General features: G+C 52.3%; 24 protein-coding genes. 21 read left to right on the forward strand and 3 right to left on the reverse strand.

What is annotated here, in order from left to right:
- Positions 1-138: 138 nt before the first annotated feature.
- Positions 139-1,221 (reverse strand): adenylate/guanylate cyclase domain-containing protein, encoded by a 1,083-nt coding sequence (locus tag RC73_RS08160; protein ID WP_039034192.1) that lies wholly within the window; start codon positions 1,219-1,221, stop codon positions 139-141.
- A 122-nt stretch (positions 1,222-1,343) separates the two neighbouring features.
- Positions 1,344-2,018 carry a DNA mismatch repair endonuclease MutH gene (gene mutH, locus RC73_RS08165; RefSeq protein ID WP_039034193.1) on the reverse strand — a complete coding sequence of 225 codons (675 nt, stop codon included), beginning with the start codon at positions 2,016-2,018 and terminating at the stop codon, positions 1,344-1,346.
- A gap of 698 nt (positions 2,019-2,716) precedes the next feature.
- Between mutH and rppH the strand changes: the two genes are divergently transcribed.
- From rppH to RC73_RS08215, 10 genes are all read left to right on the forward strand, one after another.
- Positions 2,717-3,241, forward strand: coding sequence for an RNA pyrophosphohydrolase (gene rppH, locus RC73_RS08170; protein ID WP_025010542.1), 525 nt, complete (start codon positions 2,717-2,719; stop codon positions 3,239-3,241).
- A 25-nt stretch (positions 3,242-3,266) separates the two neighbouring features.
- On the forward strand, positions 3,267-5,501 hold the full coding sequence (ptsP, locus tag RC73_RS08175; protein ID WP_039034194.1) for a phosphoenolpyruvate--protein phosphotransferase: 2,235 nt from the start codon (positions 3,267-3,269) through the stop codon (positions 5,499-5,501).
- 47 nt (positions 5,502-5,548) lie between these two features.
- Complete coding sequence (locus tag RC73_RS08180; RefSeq protein WP_039034195.1) at positions 5,549-6,349, forward strand: sulfite exporter TauE/SafE family protein; 801 nt, start codon at positions 5,549-5,551, stop codon at positions 6,347-6,349.
- Positions 6,350-6,386: 37 nt separating this feature from the next.
- A complete protein-coding gene (gene lgt, locus RC73_RS08185; RefSeq protein WP_039034196.1) occupies positions 6,387-7,214 on the forward strand; it encodes a prolipoprotein diacylglyceryl transferase in 828 nt (275 codons plus the stop codon).
- Positions 7,214-8,008, forward strand: a complete 795-nt coding sequence (gene thyA, locus RC73_RS08190) for a thymidylate synthase (RefSeq protein ID WP_039034197.1) — start codon at positions 7,214-7,216, stop codon at positions 8,006-8,008. Before lgt ends, thyA begins: the two co-directional genes overlap by 1 nt.
- 117 nt (positions 8,009-8,125) lie before the next feature.
- Entirely contained in the window at positions 8,126-9,301 is a 1,176-nt protein-coding gene (gene nhaA, locus RC73_RS08195) for a Na+/H+ antiporter NhaA (RefSeq protein WP_039034198.1), read from the forward strand.
- Positions 9,298-9,681 carry a hypothetical protein gene (locus RC73_RS08200; protein WP_039034199.1) on the forward strand — a complete coding sequence of 128 codons (384 nt, stop codon included), beginning with the start codon at positions 9,298-9,300 and terminating at the stop codon, positions 9,679-9,681. Before nhaA ends, RC73_RS08200 begins: the two co-directional genes overlap by 4 nt.
- A 16-nt stretch (positions 9,682-9,697) precedes the next feature.
- Positions 9,698-10,606 (forward strand): transcriptional activator NhaR, encoded by a 909-nt coding sequence (gene nhaR, locus RC73_RS08205; protein ID WP_039034200.1) that lies wholly within the window; start codon positions 9,698-9,700, stop codon positions 10,604-10,606.
- A gap of 98 nt (positions 10,607-10,704) precedes the next feature.
- Entirely contained in the window at positions 10,705-10,944 is a 240-nt protein-coding gene (locus RC73_RS08210) for an FAD assembly factor SdhE (RefSeq protein WP_028779782.1), read from the forward strand.
- Positions 10,925-11,347, forward strand: coding sequence for a protein YgfX (locus tag RC73_RS08215; protein WP_039034201.1), 423 nt, complete (start codon positions 10,925-10,927; stop codon positions 11,345-11,347). The genes RC73_RS08210 and RC73_RS08215 overlap by 20 nt, the downstream gene beginning before the upstream one ends.
- A 16-nt stretch (positions 11,348-11,363) precedes the next feature.
- Here the strand turns inward: RC73_RS08215 and nadB are convergent, their stop codons facing one another.
- Entirely contained in the window at positions 11,364-12,974 is a 1,611-nt protein-coding gene (nadB, locus tag RC73_RS08220) for an L-aspartate oxidase (RefSeq protein ID WP_039034202.1), read from the reverse strand.
- A gap of 199 nt (positions 12,975-13,173) precedes the next feature.
- On the opposite strand from nadB, the gene rpoE reads away from it, so the two are divergent.
- The 11 genes from rpoE to acpS all read left to right on the forward strand — a co-directional run bounded on the left by rpoE (position 13,174) and on the right by acpS (position 22,719).
- On the forward strand, positions 13,174-13,752 hold the full coding sequence (gene rpoE / locus RC73_RS08225) for an RNA polymerase sigma factor RpoE (protein ID WP_025010551.1): 579 nt from the start codon (positions 13,174-13,176) through the stop codon (positions 13,750-13,752).
- Between the two features lie 24 nt (positions 13,753-13,776).
- Positions 13,777-14,397, forward strand: coding sequence for a sigma-E factor negative regulatory protein (locus RC73_RS08230; RefSeq protein ID WP_039034203.1), 621 nt, complete (start codon positions 13,777-13,779; stop codon positions 14,395-14,397).
- 9 nt (positions 14,398-14,406) lie between these two features.
- Positions 14,407-15,339 (forward strand): MucB/RseB C-terminal domain-containing protein, encoded by a 933-nt coding sequence (locus RC73_RS08235; protein ID WP_039034204.1) that lies wholly within the window; start codon positions 14,407-14,409, stop codon positions 15,337-15,339.
- Between the two features lie 10 nt (positions 15,340-15,349).
- The gene (locus RC73_RS08240) at positions 15,350-15,829 is read left to right on the forward strand and encodes a SoxR reducing system RseC family protein (protein WP_039034205.1); all 480 of its coding nucleotides are present in this window, start codon (positions 15,350-15,352) and stop codon (positions 15,827-15,829) included.
- Positions 15,830-15,946: 117 nt separating this feature from the next.
- On the forward strand, positions 15,947-17,737 hold the full coding sequence (lepA, locus tag RC73_RS08245; RefSeq protein WP_039034206.1) for a translation elongation factor 4: 1,791 nt from the start codon (positions 15,947-15,949) through the stop codon (positions 17,735-17,737).
- 437 nt (positions 17,738-18,174) lie between these two features.
- Positions 18,175-19,089: a signal peptidase I gene (lepB, locus tag RC73_RS08250; protein WP_039034207.1), complete on the forward strand. Its 915-nt coding sequence runs from the start codon at positions 18,175-18,177 to the stop codon at positions 19,087-19,089.
- Positions 19,086-19,769, forward strand: a complete 684-nt coding sequence (gene rnc, locus RC73_RS08255) for a ribonuclease III (RefSeq protein ID WP_039034208.1) — start codon at positions 19,086-19,088, stop codon at positions 19,767-19,769. Before lepB ends, rnc begins: the two co-directional genes overlap by 4 nt.
- Positions 19,766-20,755, forward strand: coding sequence for a GTPase Era (gene era / locus RC73_RS08260; RefSeq protein WP_039034209.1), 990 nt, complete (start codon positions 19,766-19,768; stop codon positions 20,753-20,755). The genes rnc and era overlap by 4 nt, the downstream gene beginning before the upstream one ends.
- An 8-nt stretch (positions 20,756-20,763) precedes the next feature.
- Positions 20,764-21,489 (forward strand): DNA repair protein RecO, encoded by a 726-nt coding sequence (recO, locus tag RC73_RS08265; RefSeq protein ID WP_052248081.1) that lies wholly within the window; start codon positions 20,764-20,766, stop codon positions 21,487-21,489.
- A gap of 112 nt (positions 21,490-21,601) precedes the next feature.
- Positions 21,602-22,339: a pyridoxine 5'-phosphate synthase gene (gene pdxJ, locus RC73_RS08270; protein ID WP_039034210.1), complete on the forward strand. Its 738-nt coding sequence runs from the start codon at positions 21,602-21,604 to the stop codon at positions 22,337-22,339.
- Positions 22,339-22,719 carry a holo-ACP synthase gene (acpS, locus tag RC73_RS08275; RefSeq protein ID WP_039034211.1) on the forward strand — a complete coding sequence of 127 codons (381 nt, stop codon included), beginning with the start codon at positions 22,339-22,341 and terminating at the stop codon, positions 22,717-22,719. The genes pdxJ and acpS overlap by 1 nt, the downstream gene beginning before the upstream one ends.
- The last annotated feature ends 9 nt before the right edge of the window (positions 22,720-22,728 follow it).

A 22,728-nucleotide genomic window follows, 5' to 3' on the forward strand; every position in this document is an offset into this window, starting at 1 on the left:
CATGAAACCATGCCCGCCATCAGGGAATGGGGTAGTGTTAAATTCCCTGTTAGCGCACAAGGCAATTGAAAATTGCTACGGATAAGTACTCTGATAGCAACTTTGCCACTTAAAATTTAGCCCTTAATAGGCTGTTTTTTATGACTGATTGCCTTGTTTTGGTTTAACCCCGAACACTTCAATGGAGTGTTGTTTACCCTTTAACTTGACCGGTCCTAAATTGGTGAGCTGATACTCGCTGTCATCATTTTCCAGCCTAGCTACCAGCGCGCCGGAGAGCAGCATCCTTTGTCCTAAGGGGTTACACTGATCCTGTAGTCGCGCTAGGGTGTTGAGCACGTCGCTGAAGAAGCTGATCTCCTGTTTTTGCACCCCGACCACAGCTGCAACCACTTGGCCACAGTGAGCCGCCGCCTTGAATTTGGGGACAAAACCATAGTGTTCTTCAAAATAGCGTCGCTGCCAATTGAGCTGCTGGCTGAATTCAAAGTAGATATTCATACATCTGTCGTTAATGATGCCGTCTTCCAGCGGCCAATGGATGAGCACGGCATCACCCATGTAACGATAGATCTCGGCATCATTGTTGGTGACTGTATCGGAAAGCAAGCTGAAACTGTCCTGTATCAGCCGGGCAAAGCGGTAATCCCCCAGAGATTCGGCATGGGTAGTGGAAGCTACCATATCGAGATAGAGAAATAGCCGCTGTTCATATCTGGGCTTGTGATACTTACCCAGACCTATGTTTAACAGGATCCTGGGGCCTACCAGTAGTCCCATCTGTTCAATAAAGGCGAGCCCGACCCTGACTACCACCAGATAAATAATTAACGCCTGGAATGAGGGACTATAGAGGATATGCACTGTCAGCATCTGCCTCAAGGTTGCCATATGGTTCTCTATGGCCCACATATTCAGGTACTGGGTCATATAAGCCAAAGTGGTGGCACCCAAGAGCAGAAACAGCCCTTTAAAGATGACGGAGAAGACATAGGGCAGGCGATTGATGGCACTGAAGTCGGCTATCAGGTTTGACATCCAGTGCAAGCTACCGAAAATAATTCCCATGTAGGCGGCCAGCGTCGCGAGATCCGCCGAGCCGACAGCCCACTGAGGTAGCTCAGTGGTTTGGGCATAGCGAAAAAATACAAAAGCTGCCATAGCTACTGTCCATGCCATTATGGCAAACAGAAGCTTTTTGGCCTGGCGACGCGCTCTCACGGGGTAACTTCTATCCTAAATTAACGGGCCTTCTCAGGATGCGCTAGTTTATAGAATATACCCCTCTGATTTCCAGTGGTAATTGTGATCTTAATCAAGGCAAGTGCCGATTAGAGGCGATATCAGCCAAAAAAGCGCTCAAGTAACCCTTTTGTGAACTGAGTTTTGAGATAAAAGCCCCTGGGGTTGGTCATCTGGATACTGCCATCCTCGGCAATACTCTCGGTTAACACCTTACTGTTGGCCGCCTTTGGCCTTAACTGTAATACTTCACCGTGCCTGGCCGTGATCTTGCTGACCTTGCCCATGCTGATAAGCTCCATGATTTCTTCCCAATCCTGGCGCAATAGCCTGTCTTCCTCGACGCTTGGTTCCCATAAAAGCGGCGAGCCGATACGTCGGACACCCGGGGGAAGATCCCTGTCCCCCTGAACCGGGATCCACAGTACCCGCTGCAATTTGTGATACACCAGACTCTGCTCCCAGCGCAGTCCTGAAATATTGGTTAGCGGCGCGACACAGACATAGGTGGTTTCCAGCGGCATACCGCGTTCATCTATTGGAATGCTCTTCAGTTCTACCCCAAGGTGCAGAAAGTCCTGTTCGGGCTTGGAGCCTGCGGTCGCTCCCAATGCCAGCTCCAGTAGTTGTCCGGTCCAGCCTTTATCACGGCGAAAGTCTTTGGGCACGGCTACCCCTAAAGATTCGGCGAGCTGTCCCAGAGTCAGCCCGGCGATATCGTCGGCGCGCTTTAGCAGTTGTGCCAAGGAGCTTGGCGGCAAGATATTGGTTTTCATGGCGTTGATTTTACCTGAGCGGGATTGGATAACAAGTTTGTGCAAAAAATGGTCATTGCGATGTCGGGTGAAGTCATCCCCAAAATTAATTTTTCTATCATTATGTTTTTATTGACTAAAGTTTTCATCTTCAACTATAGGGGAATGGATTTCCTGAGTTACTCGCCGATTTCCCCTGTGTTGCCAACAAACTTATCCACAGCATTTTGGGATAACTGAACAATTATGGCCGCAATAAAACAAATAATGGTCGGTGTCAACCGGGTTTTGACGCTGTTTTTCAGCTTGAAAGTCGAGTTTTTGTCCGTAGGGTGTGAATAAAGTTTTGTGACATTGCCGAGAAATTGCTTCTGATCGAGTGCGGGTTAAAAAGTGTACTATTGGTGGTTTGGTTGTGGTTGTATTCGTTTTTGCGCCTTGTATCATTATGTATTTTAAGTGTTTTTGTTTGGTTTGTGTCTTTGTCAATTAGGAGGGGAAGGTTGTAAAAAGCAGCATTTCCAGAAGTTCAGCCGAGTTTCAAACAGAGATATCCACAGTTTTTGTGGATATCCACTCAAGCAGAGATGGTTAATTGTTGATAAAGTGGAAAAGCTTATTTGATTATCCAAAGAAAAAGCCGTAAATAGAGAATTGCTGCCGACGTGGGATTGTGAAACAATCGAATCATTGAAATTTATCGCTTTTTCGGAGTCCATGTGATTGACAGCGACGGTTTTCGCGCAAATGTGGGCATCATTATCTGTAACAGATTTGGCCAAGTAATGTGGGCCAGGCGTTTTGGTCAGCACTCCTGGCAGTTTCCCCAAGGGGGATTGGATGACGGTGAATCCGCCGAAGATGCCATGTATCGAGAGCTGTATGAAGAAGTCGGGCTCAGGCCGGAACATGTGCAGATATTAACATCCACCCGCTCCTGGTTGCGATACAGATTGCCAAAGCGTTTGGTGCGCCAAGACAGCAAGCCTGTCTGTATCGGTCAAAAGCAGAAATGGTTTTTGCTGCAGCTCAAGAGTCAGGATAGTGCCGTTAACTTGAATTCGTCCGGCCATCCTGAATTCGATGACTGGCGCTGGGTCAGTTATTGGTACCCTGTGCGTCAGGTCGTATCTTTTAAACGTGACGTCTACCGGAAAGTGATGAAAGAGTTCGCCACCACGGCTCTGGCATTGCAGACCCGGGAGCCTTCACGCCGAAGGGGACGACAAAGAGCAGCAGGCTGAGGTTTGATATCGAAAGGGGGAACAGGTGTTAAACACGCTCAGGGATATTACTCAGGCAGTTGCGGCCGCAAGGGATCTTGAGGCTGCCCTTGAGCTATTGGTCGGCCAGATAAAGGCCGCCATGAGCACTCAGTGTTGTTCTATCTATATTCTGGATAAAAATGAGTTGGTCCTCTCGGCCACTGATGGTCTTAAGCCCAGTGCCGTTGGCCAGGTTCGCATGCCGTTGACCGAAGGTCTGGTGGGCTTGGTTGCTGAGCGTGAAGAAGCCATCAACCTTGCCGATGCCAGAGCACATCCCAGATTCAAACTCTTTCCCGAAGTGGCTGAAGAGGAATATCGAGCTTTTCTCGCCGCGCCTATTATCTATCAGAAACAGTTGCTTGGCGTCATAGTGGTGCAGCAGCCCAGTGCCCGTCAGTTCAGCGAAGGAGAAGAAGCTTTTCTTATGACGCTGGCGGCGCAGTTGGCCATGGCTATTCGCGGCCTCAAACAAAAGGCCAGCGTCAAGGAAGATCAGCTGCAAATCCTGTTTCAGGGCACACCGGCTTCCAATGGTATCGCCATTGCCCATGCTTTGGTGCTGGGTGGTCAGATATCCCTGGAGCAGCCGGATCAAACCGCAACAGATATCCCCAATGAGCTTGAACGCCTCAAGGCGGCAATCGAGCGTTGCCGTAACACTCTGAGCACCCTGGCACAGCGTTTTGACCGCGAGCAGGATGAAGAGGTGGTGTCTATCTTCTCGGCGCTGCAGCTCTTGCTGGAAGAGGCCAGCCTTGGGGGCGAATATCGCGATGAAGTGCTTGCGGGTTGGTGCGCCGAGTCGGCGGTCAGCCGCGTGTCTTTGCGTTACATCACCCAGTTTATGGCGATGGAAGACCCCTATCTCAAGGAGCGGGCCAGCGATATCCGTGACTTGGGGCAGAAGGTGCTGCGCCAGTTGATTGAGCCGGAACGGTTGGAGCTCAATGCCGATAAGCCGGTTATTCTGGTGACCCGTGAAGCTGATACCACCTTGCTGGCCGAGTTTCCGCGGCAAAAGTTGGCCGGGATAGTGACAGAACTTGGCGGGGTCAACTCCCATGCTGCTATTCTGGCCCGGGCGCTGGGTGTGCCGGCTATCACAGGGGTCGACCAGGTTTTGGCTGCCGATATCGACAAGAAGCTTTTGGTGCTCAATGCCACCCGCGGTCAGCTGATGGTGTCGCCGTCTCCGGCCGTGGTCGGTGAGTACCGCAGTTTGTTGTCCGCCGAGAGAGCGTTACAGCGGCAATACGCCAGAGAACTGAACCTGCCGGCCGAGACGGTCGATGGCAAACGTATTCATCTATACATGAATGCCGGCTTACTCAGTGGTTTGGCCTCGGAAATTGCCGAAGGCGCCGATGGTATTGGGCTATATCGCACCGAAATCCCTTTCATGTTGCAGCAGCGTTTTCCCAGCGAGTCTGAGCAGGTCAAGGTGTATCGCCAGGTGTTGGAGGCGGCATCGGGGCGCCCCGTGGTGATGCGCACCCTGGATGTGGGCGGAGACAAACCCTTGCCTTATTTCCCCATCAAGGAGGAAAACCCATTTTTGGGCTGGCGTGGCATTCGTTTGTCGCTGGACCATCCAGAGCTGTTTCTGGTGCAAATTCGCGCCATGCTCCAGGCCAGCGGCAGCGGCGAGCAGCTGCATATTCTGCTGCCCATGGTCAGTAATCTCGATGAGATAGATCAATCGCTTGAATATATCGAACAGGCTTATTCCGAGCTTAAGTCGGATGTGAATCCTGAGCTGAAAAGACCCAAGGTGGGCATTATGCTGGAGGTGCCGGCGCTGTTGTTTCAACTGGATGAAGTTGCCAAGCGGGTCGATTTTGTTTCGGTCGGCAGCAACGATTTGACCCAATATCTGTTGGCGGTGGATCGCAACAACCCCAGGGTCAGCGCCCTGTTTGACAGTTATCATCCGGGGATATTGCGTTCGCTGAAACAGGCGCGGGAGACCTGCCGTCTATATGGTCTCGGTGCCAGTGTCTGTGGCGAGTTAGCCGGTGAACCCGGTGGTGCCTTGCTGCTGGTTGCTATGGGCTACAACCGCTTGAGTATGAACCAGGGGAGCTTGGCCAGAATAAATTATCTGCTGCGGCGAGTGCGCAGCGATGAACTCGAGCAGTTATTGGCCGAGGCATTGACACTCAAAAGCGGCAACGAAGTGCGACAACTGGTGCACGATTATTTGGGGCAAAGAGAACTGGCAGCCATTCTCAATTGAACCTGCTATGTCGGGTATGGAATAACAACAAGAATTAAGGAACCTCTGTGGACGCATTTCTCTGGGTATTTGGTGTTTGTCTGGCGTTGGGCGCTTTTGTCGGCTTTATGGCCGGTTTGTTGGGGATAGGCGGCGGTCTTATCGTGGTGCCGGCGCTGCTATATATTTTACCCAAGGTGGGGGTTCCTGCCGCGCAGTTGCCCCATGTCGCCATTGCTACTTCGTTGGCGGCCATTATTTTGACCTCTTTTTCATCCGCCCGCGCCCACCACAGCCGCGGCAATATTCCTTGGCCGCTGTTTAAATCCATGTTGCCGGGTCTGGCACTGGGGGCCTTGTGTTCGGGTTTTATTGCCGAGTTGATCCCGGCCGATGATCTGCGCCGTGCCTTTGCGGTGTTTGTTATTCTAATGGCCGCCCAGATGGCATTTCCTTTCCGTCCATCAGCGAAAGAGGGCTTGCCGCCATTTCCCGTGTTGCTTATCGTCTCGGCGATGATTGCCATTATTGCCGCCTTGATGGGGATAGGCGGTGGGGTGCTCTTGGTGCCTTTCCTCACTTGGTGTGGGTTGCAGATGCGTCAGGCGGTGGGTTTTTCATCGGCTACCGGCCTTATTATCGCCCTTTGGGGCAGTTTAGGGTATGTTATCGCAGGCTGGAATGCCCCTGATATGCCAAGTGGTACTTTGGGATATGTCTATCTGCCGGCTTTGCTGGGTATTATTGCTTCCTCAATGTTGGTTGCGCCTGTGGGGGTCAAAGCGGCCAGCACCTGGCCGACGCCTGTACTGAAGAAAATATTTGCACTTTTATTGGTTGTTGTGGGTCTTAAACTTATTCTGGCCTGATCTGCGCCTTGGTTAATTTAGGAATCGTCTTTCTGTTATGGCTTTAGAATTTCCCAATATTGATCCTGTGATCGTCTCTTTTGGCCCCTTTGAGCTGTTCGGCCAGACTTTTGAACCGGCTTTGCGTTGGTATGGTTTCATGTACCTGCTGGGCTTTTTGGCCGCTATGATACTGCTCAACCGTATGGCTGACAGATCCAAGGGGTTATGGAGCCGCGAGCAGGTCTCTGATCTGCTGTTCTATGCCTTTCTCGGGGTGATCCTGGGGGGCCGCATAGGTTATGTGCTCTTTTACCATCTGGATTACTTTATTGCCGACCCCTTGTACCTATTCAAGATCAGCGAAGGCGGCATGTCTTTCCATGGTGGTTTGATGGGGGTTATTCTGGCCATGCTCTACATCGCCTGGAAACAGAAGCGCAGCTTCTTTGCGGTGGCGGATATGGTGGCCCCTGTGGTACCTATCGGCTTGGGGGCCGGGCGTTTGGGTAACTTTATCAATGGTGAGCTTTGGGGCCGGGTGACAGATGTACCTTGGGCCATGGTGTTTCCTTCCGGTGGCCCTGAGCCTCGTCATCCTTCACAACTGTATCAATTTGCCCTCGAAGGCGTTGCGCTGTTTATTTTACTGCAATGGTTCAGCAAACGCAGTCCCAAGACCGGAGCCGTGTCCGGGATGTTTTTGCTCGGCTATGGTATCTTCCGCTGCATAGTGGAAACGGTCAGGCAGCCGGATGCTCAACTCGGGCTTTATTTGGGCTTTTTGACCATGGGGCAAATACTGTCAGTGCCCATGATCCTCTTTGGACTCTATCTGTTAATGCGTAATGCGCCGCAGGCCGGCGTGGTGAAGGACAAGCAGTAATGCAGCAATATCTTGATTTAATGCAACATATTTTAGATGCCGGTACCGAAAAAACTGACCGTACCGGCACGGGAACCCGCTCTGTATTTGGCTATCAGATGCGTTTTGACCTCAGTAAGGGGTTCCCCTTGGTGACCACCAAGAAGTGCCATTTGCGCTCCATTATTCATGAGTTGCTCTGGTTCCTGAAAGGGGACACCAATGTTGCTTACCTGCATGAAAATAAAGTGACGATTTGGGATGAGTGGGCCGATGAATCCGGTAATCTGGGACCGGTTTACGGCGCTCAGTGGCGTAGCTGGCCAACGCCCGATGGCGGTCATATCGATCAGATTACCCAGGTGATAGAACAGATCAAATCACAACCTGACTCCAGACGTTTGATTGTCTCCGCCTGGAATGTCTCCGAGCTCGACAAGATGGCGCTGGCGCCTTGCCATGCCTTCTTCCAGTTTTATGTGGCCGATGGCAAGTTGTCCTGTCAACTGTATCAGCGCAGCTGTGATGTGTTCCTGGGGCTGCCGTTCAATATTGCCAGTTATGCGCTGTTGACCATGATGGTAGCGCAGCAGTGCGATCTCGAATTGGGCGATTTCGTCTGGACCGGCGGTGATACCCATCTTTATTCCAATCATATGGAACAAACGGCGCTGCAACTCAGTCGTGAACCCAAGTCTCTGCCACAAATGAAAATTATTCGCAAGCCTGAGTCTATTTTTGACTACCGATTCGAAGATTTCGAGTTGTCAGGTTACGATCCTCACCCTCATATCAAAGCACCAGTTGCCATTTAAAAACAGTTTTTTAGCGAAATACCTCGTATATTTCGAGGTGTTTCGCAGAAACTTTCGATTATTCTTACCTAAATCCATCTACTACACTCAAATCAATTATGTTTTTGGGAGTTTAGTATGGAAAAGGCACTTCGGAATTTCCTGAGTCAGGAATCTGCCGGCGGCATCTTGTTATTGATTGCTGTAGCCTTGGCAATGGTCTTGGCTAATTCACCACTAGCCGGCGTTTATCAAGGTTTTTTGGATACCCCGATGCAGTTGCGTCTCGGGGCGCTGGATATCAACAAGCCCTTACTGTTGTGGATCAACGATGGTTTGATGGCGCTGTTCTTTCTGTTGATCGGTCTTGAAGTTAAGCGTGAATTGCTTGAGGGAGCGCTGTCCAGCGTTTCCAAGGCATCTCTACCCACTTTTGCTGCTATAGGCGGCATGCTTGTTCCGGCCGCAGTCTATCTGCTGTTTAATGCCAATGACCCTGTGACCCAGGGGGGCTGGGCTATTCCGGCCGCGACCGATATCGCCTTTGCGCTGGGGATAATGGCACTTTTAGGCAACCGGGTTCCTGTTGCGCTCAAGGTGTTTTTATTGGCGCTGGCAATCATAGATGACCTGGGTGTAATCGTTATTATTGCGCTGTTCTATAGCAGTGATCTGTCGATGATAAGCCTGGTGATTGCTGCTGCTGCGGTTATAGGTTTGATTATTCTGAACCGCCGCGGTGTAACTGCGCTTGGCGCTTATGGCGTGCTTGGGGCCATTCTTTGGGTTGCCGTACTCAAGTCCGGGGTTCATGCCACTTTGGCCGGGGTGATCATCGCCTTCTGTATTCCGCTGCGCGACAAGCAAGGTGGTTCACCGTCCGAGCATTTGGAGCATACGCTGCACCCTTGGAGCACTTTCCTGATCCTGCCGGTATTTGCTTTTGCCAACGCCGGGGTAGCCTTGGGCGGTATGTCGCTGGAGAGCCTGGTATCGCCTGTACCTCTGGGGATCGCTTTGGGTCTGTTGCTCGGTAAGCCGATTGGTGTGGTGTTGTTCAGTTTTATTGCAGTTAAGTTGCGTCTGGCAGAGTTGCCTGAGGGCATTGCCTGGCGCCATATCATGCCTGTGGCTGTGATGTGCGGTATAGGATTTACCATGTCGATGTTTATTGCCTCGCTGGCATTTGAACATGGTGGCGTTGTCTATAGCGATTTGGCCAGGTTGGGGATCCTGATCGGATCTATGTTGGCGGCAGTCGTGGGCTATTTCTGGCTGTCAAAAGTGTTACCTGAAAAAGGAGAAAAGGAATGAAAACAAGCATAATGGCAGGACTCATTCTGGCGGGCTTAGCCCCTTTGGTTCAGGCGTCACAGATAGAAGCCTGTGTTGCAGACAAGGAAGCTGTCCTGTGTCAGAGTTACCTTGAGGGTGTTGTTGATGGTGCGCTTATGTATAAGCCTCAGGCGGTAGGTGCCCGCCTGGACAGCAACGGTTATGAAGCCCGCGCGCTTAAATATCGGGGTGGTAAGCGTTTTCAGGAAGCCAATCGCAAGTATTGCCTGGAGAGGATCCCGGATAGGGAGCAACTGGTACAGGGGATCAGCGAAGCTTTTGAAAGCGGCGAGGTCAAGGATATAGAGACACTGCAGCTTGCCGTGAATAATTTGCTGGACTGTCAGCGTTTGAAGTAAGGAGTCGGGGCAGCCTATGTCTCATTTGAACTATAACCACCTGTATTACTTTTGGATGGTGCATAAGCAAGGCTCAGTGACCAAGGCTGCCGAGACACTCTGTTTAACCCCACAAACCATTACCGGCCAGATACGCACTCTGGAAGAAAGGCTTAAGGGGAGTCTGTTCAAGCGGGTGGGGCGTAATCTGGCCCCCACTGAATTGGGCGAGTTGGTGTTTCGCTACGCTGATAAAATGTTCAGCCTCTCCTATGAGATGCTCGATGTGCTCAACTATCGCAAGGATGAGTCCATTCTGTTCGAGGTGGGCATTGCCGATGCTCTCTCCAAGGCGTTGGCTAGTCGAGTTTTGATGTCGGTTATCCCGGCCAATAGCTCCATGCATCTTGCCTGTTATGAATCGACTCACGAGAGTTTGATGGCCAGGCTCAGAGAACACAAGCTGGATATGATACTGTCGGACTGTGCCGGTGAGTCTCTCAAATATCCGGAAATTCTTTCCAAGAAACTGGGTGAGTGCGGTATTGCCTTCTTCTCGGCGCAGGAGTTCAAAAGTGGCTTTCCTGAATGTTTGGAAGAGGGGCCCCTGCTGATCCCGAGTCGGCGCACTTCCCTGGGCCAGCAGCTCTATCGCTGGTTTGATGAGAAACGCCTTAATGTCACGATTCTCGGCGAGTTTGATGATGCGGCTATGATGAAGGCCTTTGGCTACTTCCGTAAGGGGATATTTGTCGCCCCCTCCATCTATCAGCAGGATATTCTCGAGCACAACATACGTCTGCTCGGTGAAACCATGGAGATCAAAGAGGAATATCATGTGATGTTTGCCGAGCGAATGATCCAGCATCCGGCGGTGCAGCGTTTGCTGGAAACCGATTTTGGTGAGCTATTCGCCGGTCGTGATCTTCAGGTGCAGCAGTTCTGATACGAGTGGATGATTAAGGCGGATATTCGACAGCGCTGACGCCAGAATGTAAACTTGCGACAAAATTCTTGATTGGAGCATGATAGGTGTCTGACTTGATGAGTACCCCCAGGGTAAAGTGGGCATGTCGCCGTGGTATGCTGGAGCTTGATGTACTGTTTCAACCCTTTGTGGAACAGCATTACGAGACTCTGAGTCCTGAGGATAAGGCCTTGTTTGTTCGTCTGCTTGAGTGTGAAGACCCGGAACTGTTTGCCTGGTTTATGGGGCATGAGCAATGTCCGGATCCGCAACTGGCACAGATGGTAGTGCGCGTTCGTGGTCGGGCAGCGCCATAGATTTCAGCTCAGTTCTTCCTTCAGCCAGTATCTGAGTCTAACTGTGCTGGCTGCTGTTTGCCTGAGCAGCTTTTTTGCCTGGCCGGCGTTGGATTATCCTTTTTATTTATCGTTCAAATACCTATGTTTACTGCTAATGCTGGCAGGCTTTGGCCTTGCGCTGTTGCGTTTGCGCCGCTGGCAACTCTGTTTCTGGCTCAATGATTTGGGTGAAGGACAGTTCGTACCCGGTTCGAGTTTTAAGCTCAGTGGCAAACCTTGGGTCAGCCCCTTTGTGGTGACTTTTACTTATCAGGGGGAGGATAACTGCGGGCGTTGCTGGCTGTTTGCCGATATGTTTGACGACACAGACTATCGTCATCTGTGTCGTCTATTGTTGCAGCGCTCAAAGTCCGCTAACTAAACTGATTCCAGCCCAGTTACTCCGGCTGCAGAATGGTAGGCTGCGGATTATCCAGTTTCTGCGGATGATCGATATTACAGTGCAGGCCGCGGCTTTCCTTACGGGCCATGGCGCAGCGGATGATCAACTCGGCCACCTGCACTAGGTTGCGTAATTCCAGCAGGTTGTTTGTGACGTGGAAGTTGCTGTAATACTCCTGGATCTCCTGTTGTAGCATGGCGCAGCGGCGCAGGGCCCGCTCCAAACGCTTGTCTGAGCGCACAATGCCGACATAATCCCACATAAAGAGTCTCAGCTCGTGCCAGTTGTGAGCAATAACCACTTCCTCATCCGAGTTACACACCTGGCTTTCATCCCAGGCCGGGATATTACCGGGCATGGCTATTTTACCTAGCTGGCTTTGAATATCGGTCGAAGCGGCGCGAGCGAATACCAGACACTCCAGCAAGGAGTTACTCGCCAGGCGGTTTGCGCCGTGCAGTCCGGTATAAGCCACTTCACCTATGGCATAGAGACCATTGAGATCTGTCTGGCCATGAAAATCTGTCATTACCCCGCCGCAGGTATAGTGAGCGGCAGGCACCACAGGGATAGGTTCCTTGGTGATATCTATCCCTAAGTCCAGGCAGCGCTGGTAAATGGTGGGGAAATGCTTGATGACAAATTCCGGATCCTTGTGGCTGATGTCCAGATAGACGCAATCGGCGCCGAGGCGTTTCATTTCATAGTCTATGGCCCTGGCTACAATGTCTCTGGGCGCCAGTTCGGCGCGTTCATCGAAGTCAGGCATAAAGCGACTGCCATCGGGACGGCGCAGATAGGCGCCTTCACCGCGCAGGGCTTCGGTCAGCAGGAAATTACGGGCATCTGAATGGTATAGACAGGTCGGATGGAACTGATTGAATTCCATGTTGGCTACCCGGCAACCGGCACGCCAGGCCATGGCAATACCATCACCACTGGCGATATCCGGGTTAGAGGTGTACTGGTAAACCTTGGAACTGCCGCCGGTCGCCAGCGCGACAAACTTAGCCTTGATGGTTTCCACCTGCTCAAGGTTACGGTTCCAGACATAGGCGCCCAATACCCGGTTGCCCGGACGGCCCAGTTTACGGGTGGTGATCAAATCTATGGCGTTGTAACGCTCAAGCACCAGAATATTGGGGTGGGCCTGGGCCATCTCCTGCAGTGTGGTCTGTACCTCTTTGCCGGTGGCATCGGCGGCGTGCAGAATACGTCTGTGGCTGTGGCCGCCTTCACGGGTCAGATGGTAGGCGCTGTCATTGATGCTGCCATCGGGGTTTTCTTCCTTATCAAAGGCAACACCGCATTCAATCAGCCATTGCATGGCGGCGCGGGCATTCTCGGCCGTATAGGTTACCACGGCTTCATCACAGAGTCCGGCGCCGGCGACCAAGGTGTCGGCCACGTGGGATTCTATGGTATCCTCCTCGTCGAAAACCGAGGCTATGCCCCCTTGGGCATAATAGGTCGAGCCTTCGTTGAGAGGACCTTTGGAGAGTAAAATGACTTTGGTTTTTTCAGCCAGGTGAAGGGCGAGAGTCAAGCCCGCTGCACCACTGCCTATGACCAGGACGTCAGATTGGTGTTCAACTACTTGTTTCATCGGGTATCATGAGATGTGACTGGGGGTTCGGTTATGGTAAACCAACTCGCAAGGGATGGATACAACTCAGCTCAGGTTATTCGCAGTACATTTTTTGCAAAACATCAGAACTTTTTCGAAGCACGCTAGTCTACATAAGTGAATATGATTCGAGCGACTGAGAAATCAGCATTATAAGATTTGGGAGAAGTCGGCTCGGATGAGTGGACAAACAAGTGATCAACAACTGGTTGAGCGCGTACAACGTGGCGATAAAAACGCTTTTAACCTGCTGGTACAAAAGTACCAGAGTAAGGTCATCAATCTGATATCCCGTTATGTACGGAATCAGGCTGATGTAGCAGACGTGGCGCAAGAAGCTTTTATCAAGGCTTATCGGGCGTTACCAAATTTCCGCGGTGAGAGTGCCTTTTATACCTGGTTGTACCGAATAGCAGTAAATACGGCCAAGAATCATCTGGTGTCACAGGGGCGCAGAACACCTGCGAACGATGTTGATGCCGATGAAGCCGAATTTTACGATGGCAGTGATGCCCTGAAAGAATTCGCCTCTCCTGAGCGGTTGATGCTTTCAGACGAGATAAAGAAGACTGTTTTCGACACTCTCGAATCGCTGCCGGAAGAGTTAAAGATGGCTATCTCCTTGCGTGAGCTTGATGGTATGAGCTACGAGGATATTGCCAATGTGATGGATTGCCCTGTAGGTACTGTGAGATCCCGTATCTTTCGCGCCCGGGAAGCCATCGATAAGAAGCTCCAGCCTTTGCTGGAAAGATGACCCTTTAATAGAGACAGGTGAGTAATGGATAAATTAGGTCAGGAGTGGGTTTCTGCGGCAGTGGACGGCGAAACCGACGCTCAGACGCTGGCAGAACTGGCTGGTGACACTGCTTCTCACGACAAGTGGCGTAACTACCACCTAATCGGTGATGCCATGCGTGGCGAGTTGCCTTCTGCTATCCCCTTGGATCTGTCCGCCAGTATTGCGGCCGCTATCGACAAGGAGCCGGCGATTGTTGCGCCTGTCACCTCAACTCAGGTACCTGAGGACGTTGAGCCCCAACGTCAGCTTGCTTCCGGCGGTAGAGTGATTCCCATGTTCAAACAGTTTGGCCAGTATGCGATTGCGGCCACTGTTGCCATGGTTGCCATTGTTGGTGTTCAGAACTACAACCAGACACCTGAAAGCCAGGATCCTGCATCCCCAGTGCTTATTACCCGTCCATTGGTGGGCAGTGCTTCACCTGTTAGCCTGCAAACCGGACCGGTTCAGCAGCCACAGGGGTATACCAATGAGCAGTTGATTGAGCAACGTCGCAGGATTAACAGCTATATTCAGGATCATATGTTGCAACAGAGATTGAATGCCGGTGTGGTTATGGATAACAATAGTGAGGTCGTTCCTGTTCCTATGAATCGTTAAGGAAATCTCTTGCGCCTTTTCCTCTTGGCCCTTCTGGCCTTCGCAGTGCCTGCCTTCGCGCAGGATGATATGTCCGCCAAAGCCTGGCTTGAAAAAATGAGTCAGGCTTTGCGCGAAAAAGAATACAAGATTTCGCTCATCCAACTTCAGGCCGATAATATTCGGCCTTTGGTATACCTGCACGGTAAAGTCAACGGTGAGGAAGTGGCCTTTCTCGAACACCTCAATGGGCCGCCGAAAAATGCGGTTCGTGTCGGTAATATAGTGACCTTTATCGAACACGAACAGCCCGCCTATAGTATTAATGCCAAGCGTATTCAAGGAGTGATGCCAGCGGCCTTCTTCGGTGACAGCGGCAATATCGAGGCCGGATATCAATTGGTGTTGGGGGGGCGTAGCCGTATCGCCGGCCGTCCAGGACAGATGATCCGTATTTTGCCCAATGATGAATACCGCTATGGTTTTCAGGTGTGGATGGATATGGAAACCTTCCTGCCGCTGCGCTATGACATGCTGAATCAGGACAAGCAGTTGCTGGAGCAGTTGTTAGTCATCGAATTGATAGAACTGCAAGAGACCGCGCCTCTGCTGGTGGAGGCCTACAAGCAGGAATGGCCGGCGGTGATGAACTCCTCAGAGCGTGCAGATGGCCAGAATTGGCAGTTCGATTGGCTGCCGCCCGGTTTTCAAGTTGTGGTTCGTGATCACCATCGCCTGATTGGCAGCCATGAGCCGGTGGAATACATAGCCCTGACCGATGGCTTCAGCAATATTTCTGTCTACGTCGCCCGCGCCGGTGACGCGCCTATGCCGGAAGAGCTGATGACCCGTAATGGCCTTTCCATGGCGGCCGACCGAGTCGGTAACCTGGAAGTGGTTGCTGTCGGTAAGGTGCCGACACAAACGCTTATCCGTATCGCTTCGGGTTTAAGACTGGAGTGAGGACAGGGTTATGATGGAGCAGGTGGCTAAGGTTATAGGCACAGACAGTGACGGTTGGGTCAAGGTGCAAGTGGAATTGAAGAGCGCCTGTAATCACTGCTCCAGTAGCGAATCCTGTGGTACTTCTGCGGTTGCCAAGGCGTTTGGCAGTCGGCTGCAGGAGTTTTCTCTGCCCAGTACTGAAACTTATCCAGAAGGCACTCTATTGCGCTTAGGCTTGCCGGAAAGTGTAGTGCTCAAGGCGGCAATGCTGGTTTACATGCTGCCTTTGGCCGGGCTGTTTTTAGGCGGCTTGCTTGGGCGCTTTATTGCCTCGCTTGCCGGGTTCAGTACAGATGGAGGGGCCATATTCATGGCGATCATCTTTGTTTTGCTGGCTTGGAAATTGGGCAAGTCTCAGGCGCGCAGGATTGAAAACCGGGCTCAACCCGTCATTCTCGCTAATCTTGGCCAAGCCATGGAGGCCGCTTCAGAAAGCAAGTGCCACTAATTCCGTCATTCCCACACAGGCTCAAAGTGTGAATCTAATTGGTATTGGCCCAGCAATCGGGTACAATTTCGCACCTTTGAGCACAGTCTCCCATTAGAATTTAGTCATTGCAGCATAATGAAACATATTAGAAACTTTTCGATTATTGCCCATATCGACCATGGCAAATCTACCCTCTCAGATCGCCTGATCCAGGTTTGTGGCGGCTTAACCGACCGTGAAATGGCTGCTCAGGTGCTGGATTCAATGGATCTGGAGCGCGAACGCGGTATCACCATCAAGGCCCAGAGCGTGACACTCGACTATAAGGCCAAAGACGGTGAAGTCTATCAGTTGAACTTCATCGATACCCCAGGGCATGTTGACTTCTCCTATGAAGTTTCCCGCTCGCTGGCGGCTTGTGAAGGAGCTTTGCTGGTAGTTGATGCCGGTCAAGGGGTTGAGGCCCAGACACTGGCGAATTGTTATACCGCGCTGGAAATGGATCTGGACGTTGTTCCTGTACTCAACAAGATTGACCTGCCACAGGCTGAACCCGAGCGGGTGGCGGCCGAGATTGAAGATATAGTTGGCATTGAAGCCAAAGATGCAGTGCGCTGCTCTGCCAAGACAGGTATCGGCATAGACGAAGTGCTGGAAACCATAGTGGCACAAATCCCACCACCGGAAGGTGACCCGGAAGGGCCTCTGCAGGCACTGATTGTTGACTCTTGGTTCGACAGCTACCAAGGGGTTGTGTCCCTGGTGCGGATCAAGAATGGCGTGCTCAAGAAGGGCGATAAGTTCAAGGTCATGAGCACAGGCCAGACTTACAACGCCGACAAGGTGGGGATTTTCACTCCCAAGCAGAAAGAAAAAACTGAACTGAGAACCGGTGAAGTAGGCTTTGTTATTGCCGGTATCAAAGAGATCCACGGGGCCCCCGTGGGGGATACCCTGACCCATGCCAAACACGGCGCAGACAAGCCTCTGCCTGGCTTCAAGAAAGTGAAGCCTCAGGTATACGCTGGTGTGTTCCCCATCTCTACCGACGACTATGAAAACTTCCGTGATGCGTTGAATAAACTGAGCTTGAACGATGCTTCACTGCAGTTTGAGCCGGAAAACTCCACTGCTCTGGGATTTGGTTTCCGTATCGGCTATCTGGGACTTCTGCATATGGAGATCATCCAGGAGCGATTGGAGCGGGAATATAACCTGGATCTGATCACCACGGCACCCACTGTAGAGTATGAAGTTGAGCTGACCAATGGCGATGTTGTCTATGTGGATAACCCATCGGAGTTGCCGGCACTCAACTATATCGAAGAGATGCGTGAACCTATTGTCGAAGCCAATATTCTGGTGCCCAAGGATTACCTGGGCAATGTGATCACTCTCTGTGTTGAAAAACGCGGTGTACAGAAGAATATGGTTTACCACGGCAACCAGGTGGCACTGACCTATCATATTCCGGCGGCTGAAGTCGTGATGGACTTTTTCGACAGGCTTAAGTCCACCAGTCGTGGCTATGCTTCGCTCGAGTATAACTTTGTCTACTTCCAGGCAGCCGACATGGTGCGTTTGGATGTGTTGATCAACGGCGACAGAGTCGATGCTCTGGCGATGATCATCCACAGGGGCAACATACGCCACCGTGGTATCGCCCTGGTGGAGAAGATGAAAGAGCTGATCCCGCGGCAGATGTTTGATATTGCAATCCAAGCCGCAGTGGGCAGTCAGATTGTGGCCCGTTCGACCGTGAAAGCACTGCGTAAAGACGTAACCGCCAAATGTTACGGTGGTGACGTTTCCCGGAAGAAGAAACTGCTGCAGAAGCAGAAAGAAGGTAAGAAACGGATGAAGCAGCTCGGTAACGTGGAAGTTCCACAGGAAGCCTTCCTGGCGGTATTGAAACTGAACGAGTGATCCTGTGGCGCCGCGGCGCCCTGGATAGCAACATCTCATTTGCGCCGCATTTTGCGGCGCTTTAGTTAGTTTAAGGGGAGACCTGTCCCTGGAACGGCAAATATGGGTAAACTAACTAAGGAAGGTGCGAATAAGTCCCATGTGTGCTCTGCGTCGGCTTACAAGCCTGGATGCAAGGCGTGGTTCGCAGCAAATGGCCCTAGTCCTTTGCAAGAAGCACAACACAGCAGGCAGGCTTGTAAGCCACGCCCTTCGGGGCTTGCACAGCAACCGGCTCTCTGCGTTATCCGCCTTTGGCAGGCCCCGGCATGCCTTCAGTCAGATGCCTTGAACGCCAATTGCTGTGTAAGCCAGAGTGCCACGAGGACTTGTTCGCACCTTCCCTAAAGCTGACAAGACTTATTCCAATTTAATACAAGGCAGGAGTTAAATAACCAATGGCAGCCTATTTTTCCATTATTCTGGTGCTGGTGACCTTGGTCAGCGGCCTTATCTGGGCGCTCGATGCCTTTGTGCTGGCCCCCAAGCGTCAGGCTAAACTGGCACTGGCCCAAGCGCAAAATGGCACCCTGACCGATGAAGTCACTGAAAAAATTATCCAGGAGCCAGGTTATGTGGAAACCTCTAAGTCCATTTTCCCTGTGATAGCCTTTGTGCTAATCCTGAGATCTTTTTTGTACGAGCCGTTTCAGATCCCTTCCGGCTCCATGATGCCAACTCTGCTGGTGGGTGACTTCATTCTGGTGGAAAAATTCAGCTATGGCCTGAAAGATCCTGTATGGCGCAGCAAGCTGGTGGAAACCGGCGAGCCGGAGCGCGGCGACATCATAGTATTTAAATACCCTAAAGATGAGCGGGTCGATTACATCAAGCGGGTTATCGGTTTACCAGGCGATAAGATCATCTATCGCAACAAGGAACTCTATATTCAGGAGGCCTGTAAAGAGCAACAACCTTGTCCAGGTCCTAAACTGGTATTGAGAGCACCGGTCAATAAAGGCGAATTCCAGGATGACGGCGTGGATCTGCTGCGTTTTCGCGAGCAACTGGGTGAGGTGACTCACGATATTCTGATTAACCCGGCCCGCCCTGAGCCATCGGCCTTCTATTACCGTGAGCCAGGCTTTGGCCAAGGGGAGTTTGTCGTACCAGAAGGCCATTACTTCGCCATGGGCGATAACCGTGACAACAGTACCGATAGCCGTTTCTGGGGCTTTGTACCCGAAGCGAATCTGGTGGGTAAAGCCGTGGCAATTTGGATAAGTTTTGAGTTTGAGCGCCAGCCTCAGGATTGGTTACCTACCTGGGTGCCAAGCGGTGTGCGTTTTGAACGTGTAGGTGGTTTGAAGTGAGAGAACCTGTGAAGAATTTTGCCCGTCTGTGTCGTACTCTGGGGTATGAATTCAATAACATGGCACTGCTGGAGCAGGCCATGACTCACAGAAGTGCGGCTAATAAGCATAACGAGCGGTTGGAGTTTCTCGGAGACTCTATCCTGTCGATAGTGATTTCCGATGCCTTGTATCATCAGTTCCCCAGGGCGACCGAAGGCGATCTCAGCCGGATGCGTGCCACCTTGGTACGCGGTGATACCTTGGCGCAAATCGCCAAGGAGTTTAAGCTGGGTGACTATCTGACCCTGGGTCCGGGCGAACTCAAGAGCGGCGGTTTTCGCCGCGAATCCATTCTCGCCGATGCGGTGGAGGCCATCATAGGCGCCATCTACCTGGACTCAGATCTGGAAACCTGTCGACCACTGCTCTTGGGCTGGTACCAGCCGCGACTGAAGGCGATTCAACCCGGGGTCAGCCAGAAAGATGCCAAGACCCAGTTGCAGGAATACCTGCAGGGTTATAAGAAACCCCTGCCTGAGTATAAAGTGGTGGCGGTTTCCGGCGAGGCGCACGATCAGACCTTTACCGTAGAATGCCGTATCGAAGAGCTGGAGCAAGCCGTATCCGGTACCGGCAGTTCACGCAGAAAAGCCGAGCAGCAAGCCGCTGCTGGGATATTGGAGTTACTGAAAAAATGAGTAAGACCCCAGAGGTACCGGCCCAGGAGCCGAGCCTGGATGAACTGCTGGCCAAGATGAACCAGCCGTCACCGACACCCGCCTATGATGTCACTTACTGCGGTATGGTGGCCATAGTCGGTCGCCCCAATGTCGGCAAGTCCACCTTGCTCAACCGTTTGCTCGGCCAAAAGGTGAGTATCACCTCCCGTAAGCCGCAAACCACCCGCCACAGGATCATGGGGATCCACACCGAAGGCCCATCGCAGATAGTCTTTATCGACACCCCTGGATTGCACATAGAGGAAAAGCGCGCCATCAACCGTTTGATGAACCGCGCCGCCGCCAGCTCGCTGGCCGATGTTTGCATGGTGATCTTTGTGGTCGATGGTCTCAACTGGACCGCCGATGACGAAATGGTGCTCAATAAGCTGCGTCATGGCGGCAATGAGCGCAAGACAGTGCTGGCGGTGAACAAGGTCGACTATATCAAGGATAAAGAGACACTGTTTCCGCACCTGGAAGCCCTGGGGCAGAAATATGCCTTCGATGAAATTGTGCCCATCTCAGCCAAGTCGGGTACCAACGTTGGTCGCTTGATGTCGCTGGCGAAAGAATCACTGCCCGAGAGCGTGCACTATTTCCCGGAAGACTATATTACCGACCGTTCACAACGCTTTATGGCTTCTGAAATCGTCCGTGAAAAACTGATGCGTTTTCTCGGTGATGAGCTGCCTTATGATGCCACGGTGGAAATCGAGCAGTTCAAGATGATGGAGAATGGCGTCTATCAGATCAATGCGCTTATCCTGGTTGAACGCGACGGCCAGAAACGCATGGTGATCGGCAAGAAGGGCGAGCGAATTCGTACTATCGCCACCGAGGCCCGCAAGGACATGGAGCAATTATTTGATAACAAAGTGTTCCTGGAAGTCTGGGTCAAGGTGAAGTCGGGCTGGGCCGATGATGAACGCGCCCTTCGCAGTCTGGGTTACGGTGAAGACTGAGGCCGACTATGCTGCGAGGCTATGTGCTGCACGCCCGGCCCTATCGGGAATCCAGCATGTTGTTGAACCTGTTGGTGGATGGCCTTGGTCGGGTCGACGCCGTTGCCAGAGTCGGCAGTGGCAAGCGCTCGATAAAGAGCATAGTGCAGCCGTTTCAGCCGCTGCTGTTCCAACTGACTGGCCGCAGCGACCTCAGAACCCTGACTCAAATTGAAAGTGCGTCCCCGGCAGTGCCCCTGTCCGGGGACGCTTTATATGCGGCCATGTACCTCAATGAACTCTTGGTGCGGGTACTGGGTAACCACCAGAGTGGCGAAGCGCTGTTTTTCAGTTATCATCAGAGCCTGCTGGCGCTGGCCAAGGGCTTTGAGCAGACAACACTGCGCTATTTCGAGCTCAGACTCTTATCCGAGCTTGGCTGCATGCCCTCGCTACTTAAGGATGCCGATGGCGCCGAGATCCAAGCTGATGGCTGCTACAGATTCATTCCCGAACAGGGATTTATTCCCTTTGTTGGTGATGCCAAGCGGCAAGAGGCATTCCCGGGAAGCACTCTGTTGGCATTGGCAGAAAATCGCCTTCAGCAAGAGGATTGGCAAGCCGCCAAAGCCTTGACCCGGCAATTGCTCCGGCCACTGCTCGGCGATAAGCCACTGCTCAGCAGGCAGTTGTTTGCCCGCCGGGGGGGAAATTTGCCAAGGGAGCCACAGCCGCAAAACCGAGGGGATAAATGAGCTCTTCAGCCCGCTTTTTTCAAATGCTGCCGTTACAATGGGCAGAGAATAGAAACTGCTTTTATACCGCCGAACAGGCCGGTGCATTCCAGGAATTATCAAGGAGTTACAGATGAATCGAATCTTGTTAGGGGTGAACATTGATCATATCGCCACCTTGCGGCAGGTGCGTGGCACCCATTACCCGGATCCTGTGCATGCAGCGGCCGTGGCCGAGCACGCCGGCGCCGAAGGGATCACTATCCATCTGCGTGAAGACAGACGCCACATAGTGGATCGCGATGTCTATCTGCTGGCCAAGACGCTCAAGACCCGGATGAATCTCGAAATGGCGGTCACCGAAGAGATGCTGGATATCGCCTGTGAGGTTAAGCCTGCCTATGTTTGTCTGGTGCCGGAAAAACGTGAGGAGCTTACTACAGAGGGCGGTTTGGACGTTGCCGGTCAGCAGCCTAAAATCGCCGCTGCGGTTAAACGTTTGGCCGAGCAGGGCATTAAAGTATCTCTCTTTATCGATGCCAACCGTGAGCAGATAGATGCTGCCGTTGCCGTGGGTGCGCCCGTGATAGAAATTCACACCGGCCGCTACGCCGACGCCCACAGTGCTGAAGAGGAGAGGGAGGAGTTGGCCCGTATCACGGAAATGGCGGCCTATGCTCACGGCAAGGGCCTGGTAGTCAACGCAGGGCACGGGCTGCACTATCATAATGTGAAGCCGATAGCGGCCATTCCCGAGCTGCATGAGCTGAATATCGGCCACGCCATCATAGCCAGGGCGGCGATAGACGGCCTGGACAAGGCGGTCAGAGATATGAAGCAACTCATGTTGGAAGGTCGCAGAGGCGAGTAATGGCTGTGCTGGGACTGGGTACCGACATAGTGGAAATCGCCCGCATTGAGGCTCAGTTGGAGCGGGGCGGAGATAGGCTGGCCAAACGGGTGCTGACCGAGGCCGAATATGCCCGCTTTCAGACGTTGAGCGACCCGGCGCGATTTCTTGCCAAGCGCTTTGCGGCCAAGGAAGCGGCTGCCAAGGCGCTGGGAACCGGAATCGGCCGCGGAGTCTCGTTTCAGCATATTCATATCAGTAATAATGCCGATGGTGCGCCCCAGCTTGAATTCAGTGATGGGGCGTGCCAACGCCTGGAAACACTGGGCGCCAAGCGGGCACTATTATCCATTGCCGATGAACGTCACTATGCGGTGGCGACTGTTGTTCTGAGCGACTGAGCTTCAGTC

This window comes from Shewanella sp. ECSMB14102 (genome assembly GCF_000813075.1).
Lineage (GTDB): Bacteria > Pseudomonadota > Gammaproteobacteria > Enterobacterales > Shewanellaceae > Shewanella > Shewanella indica.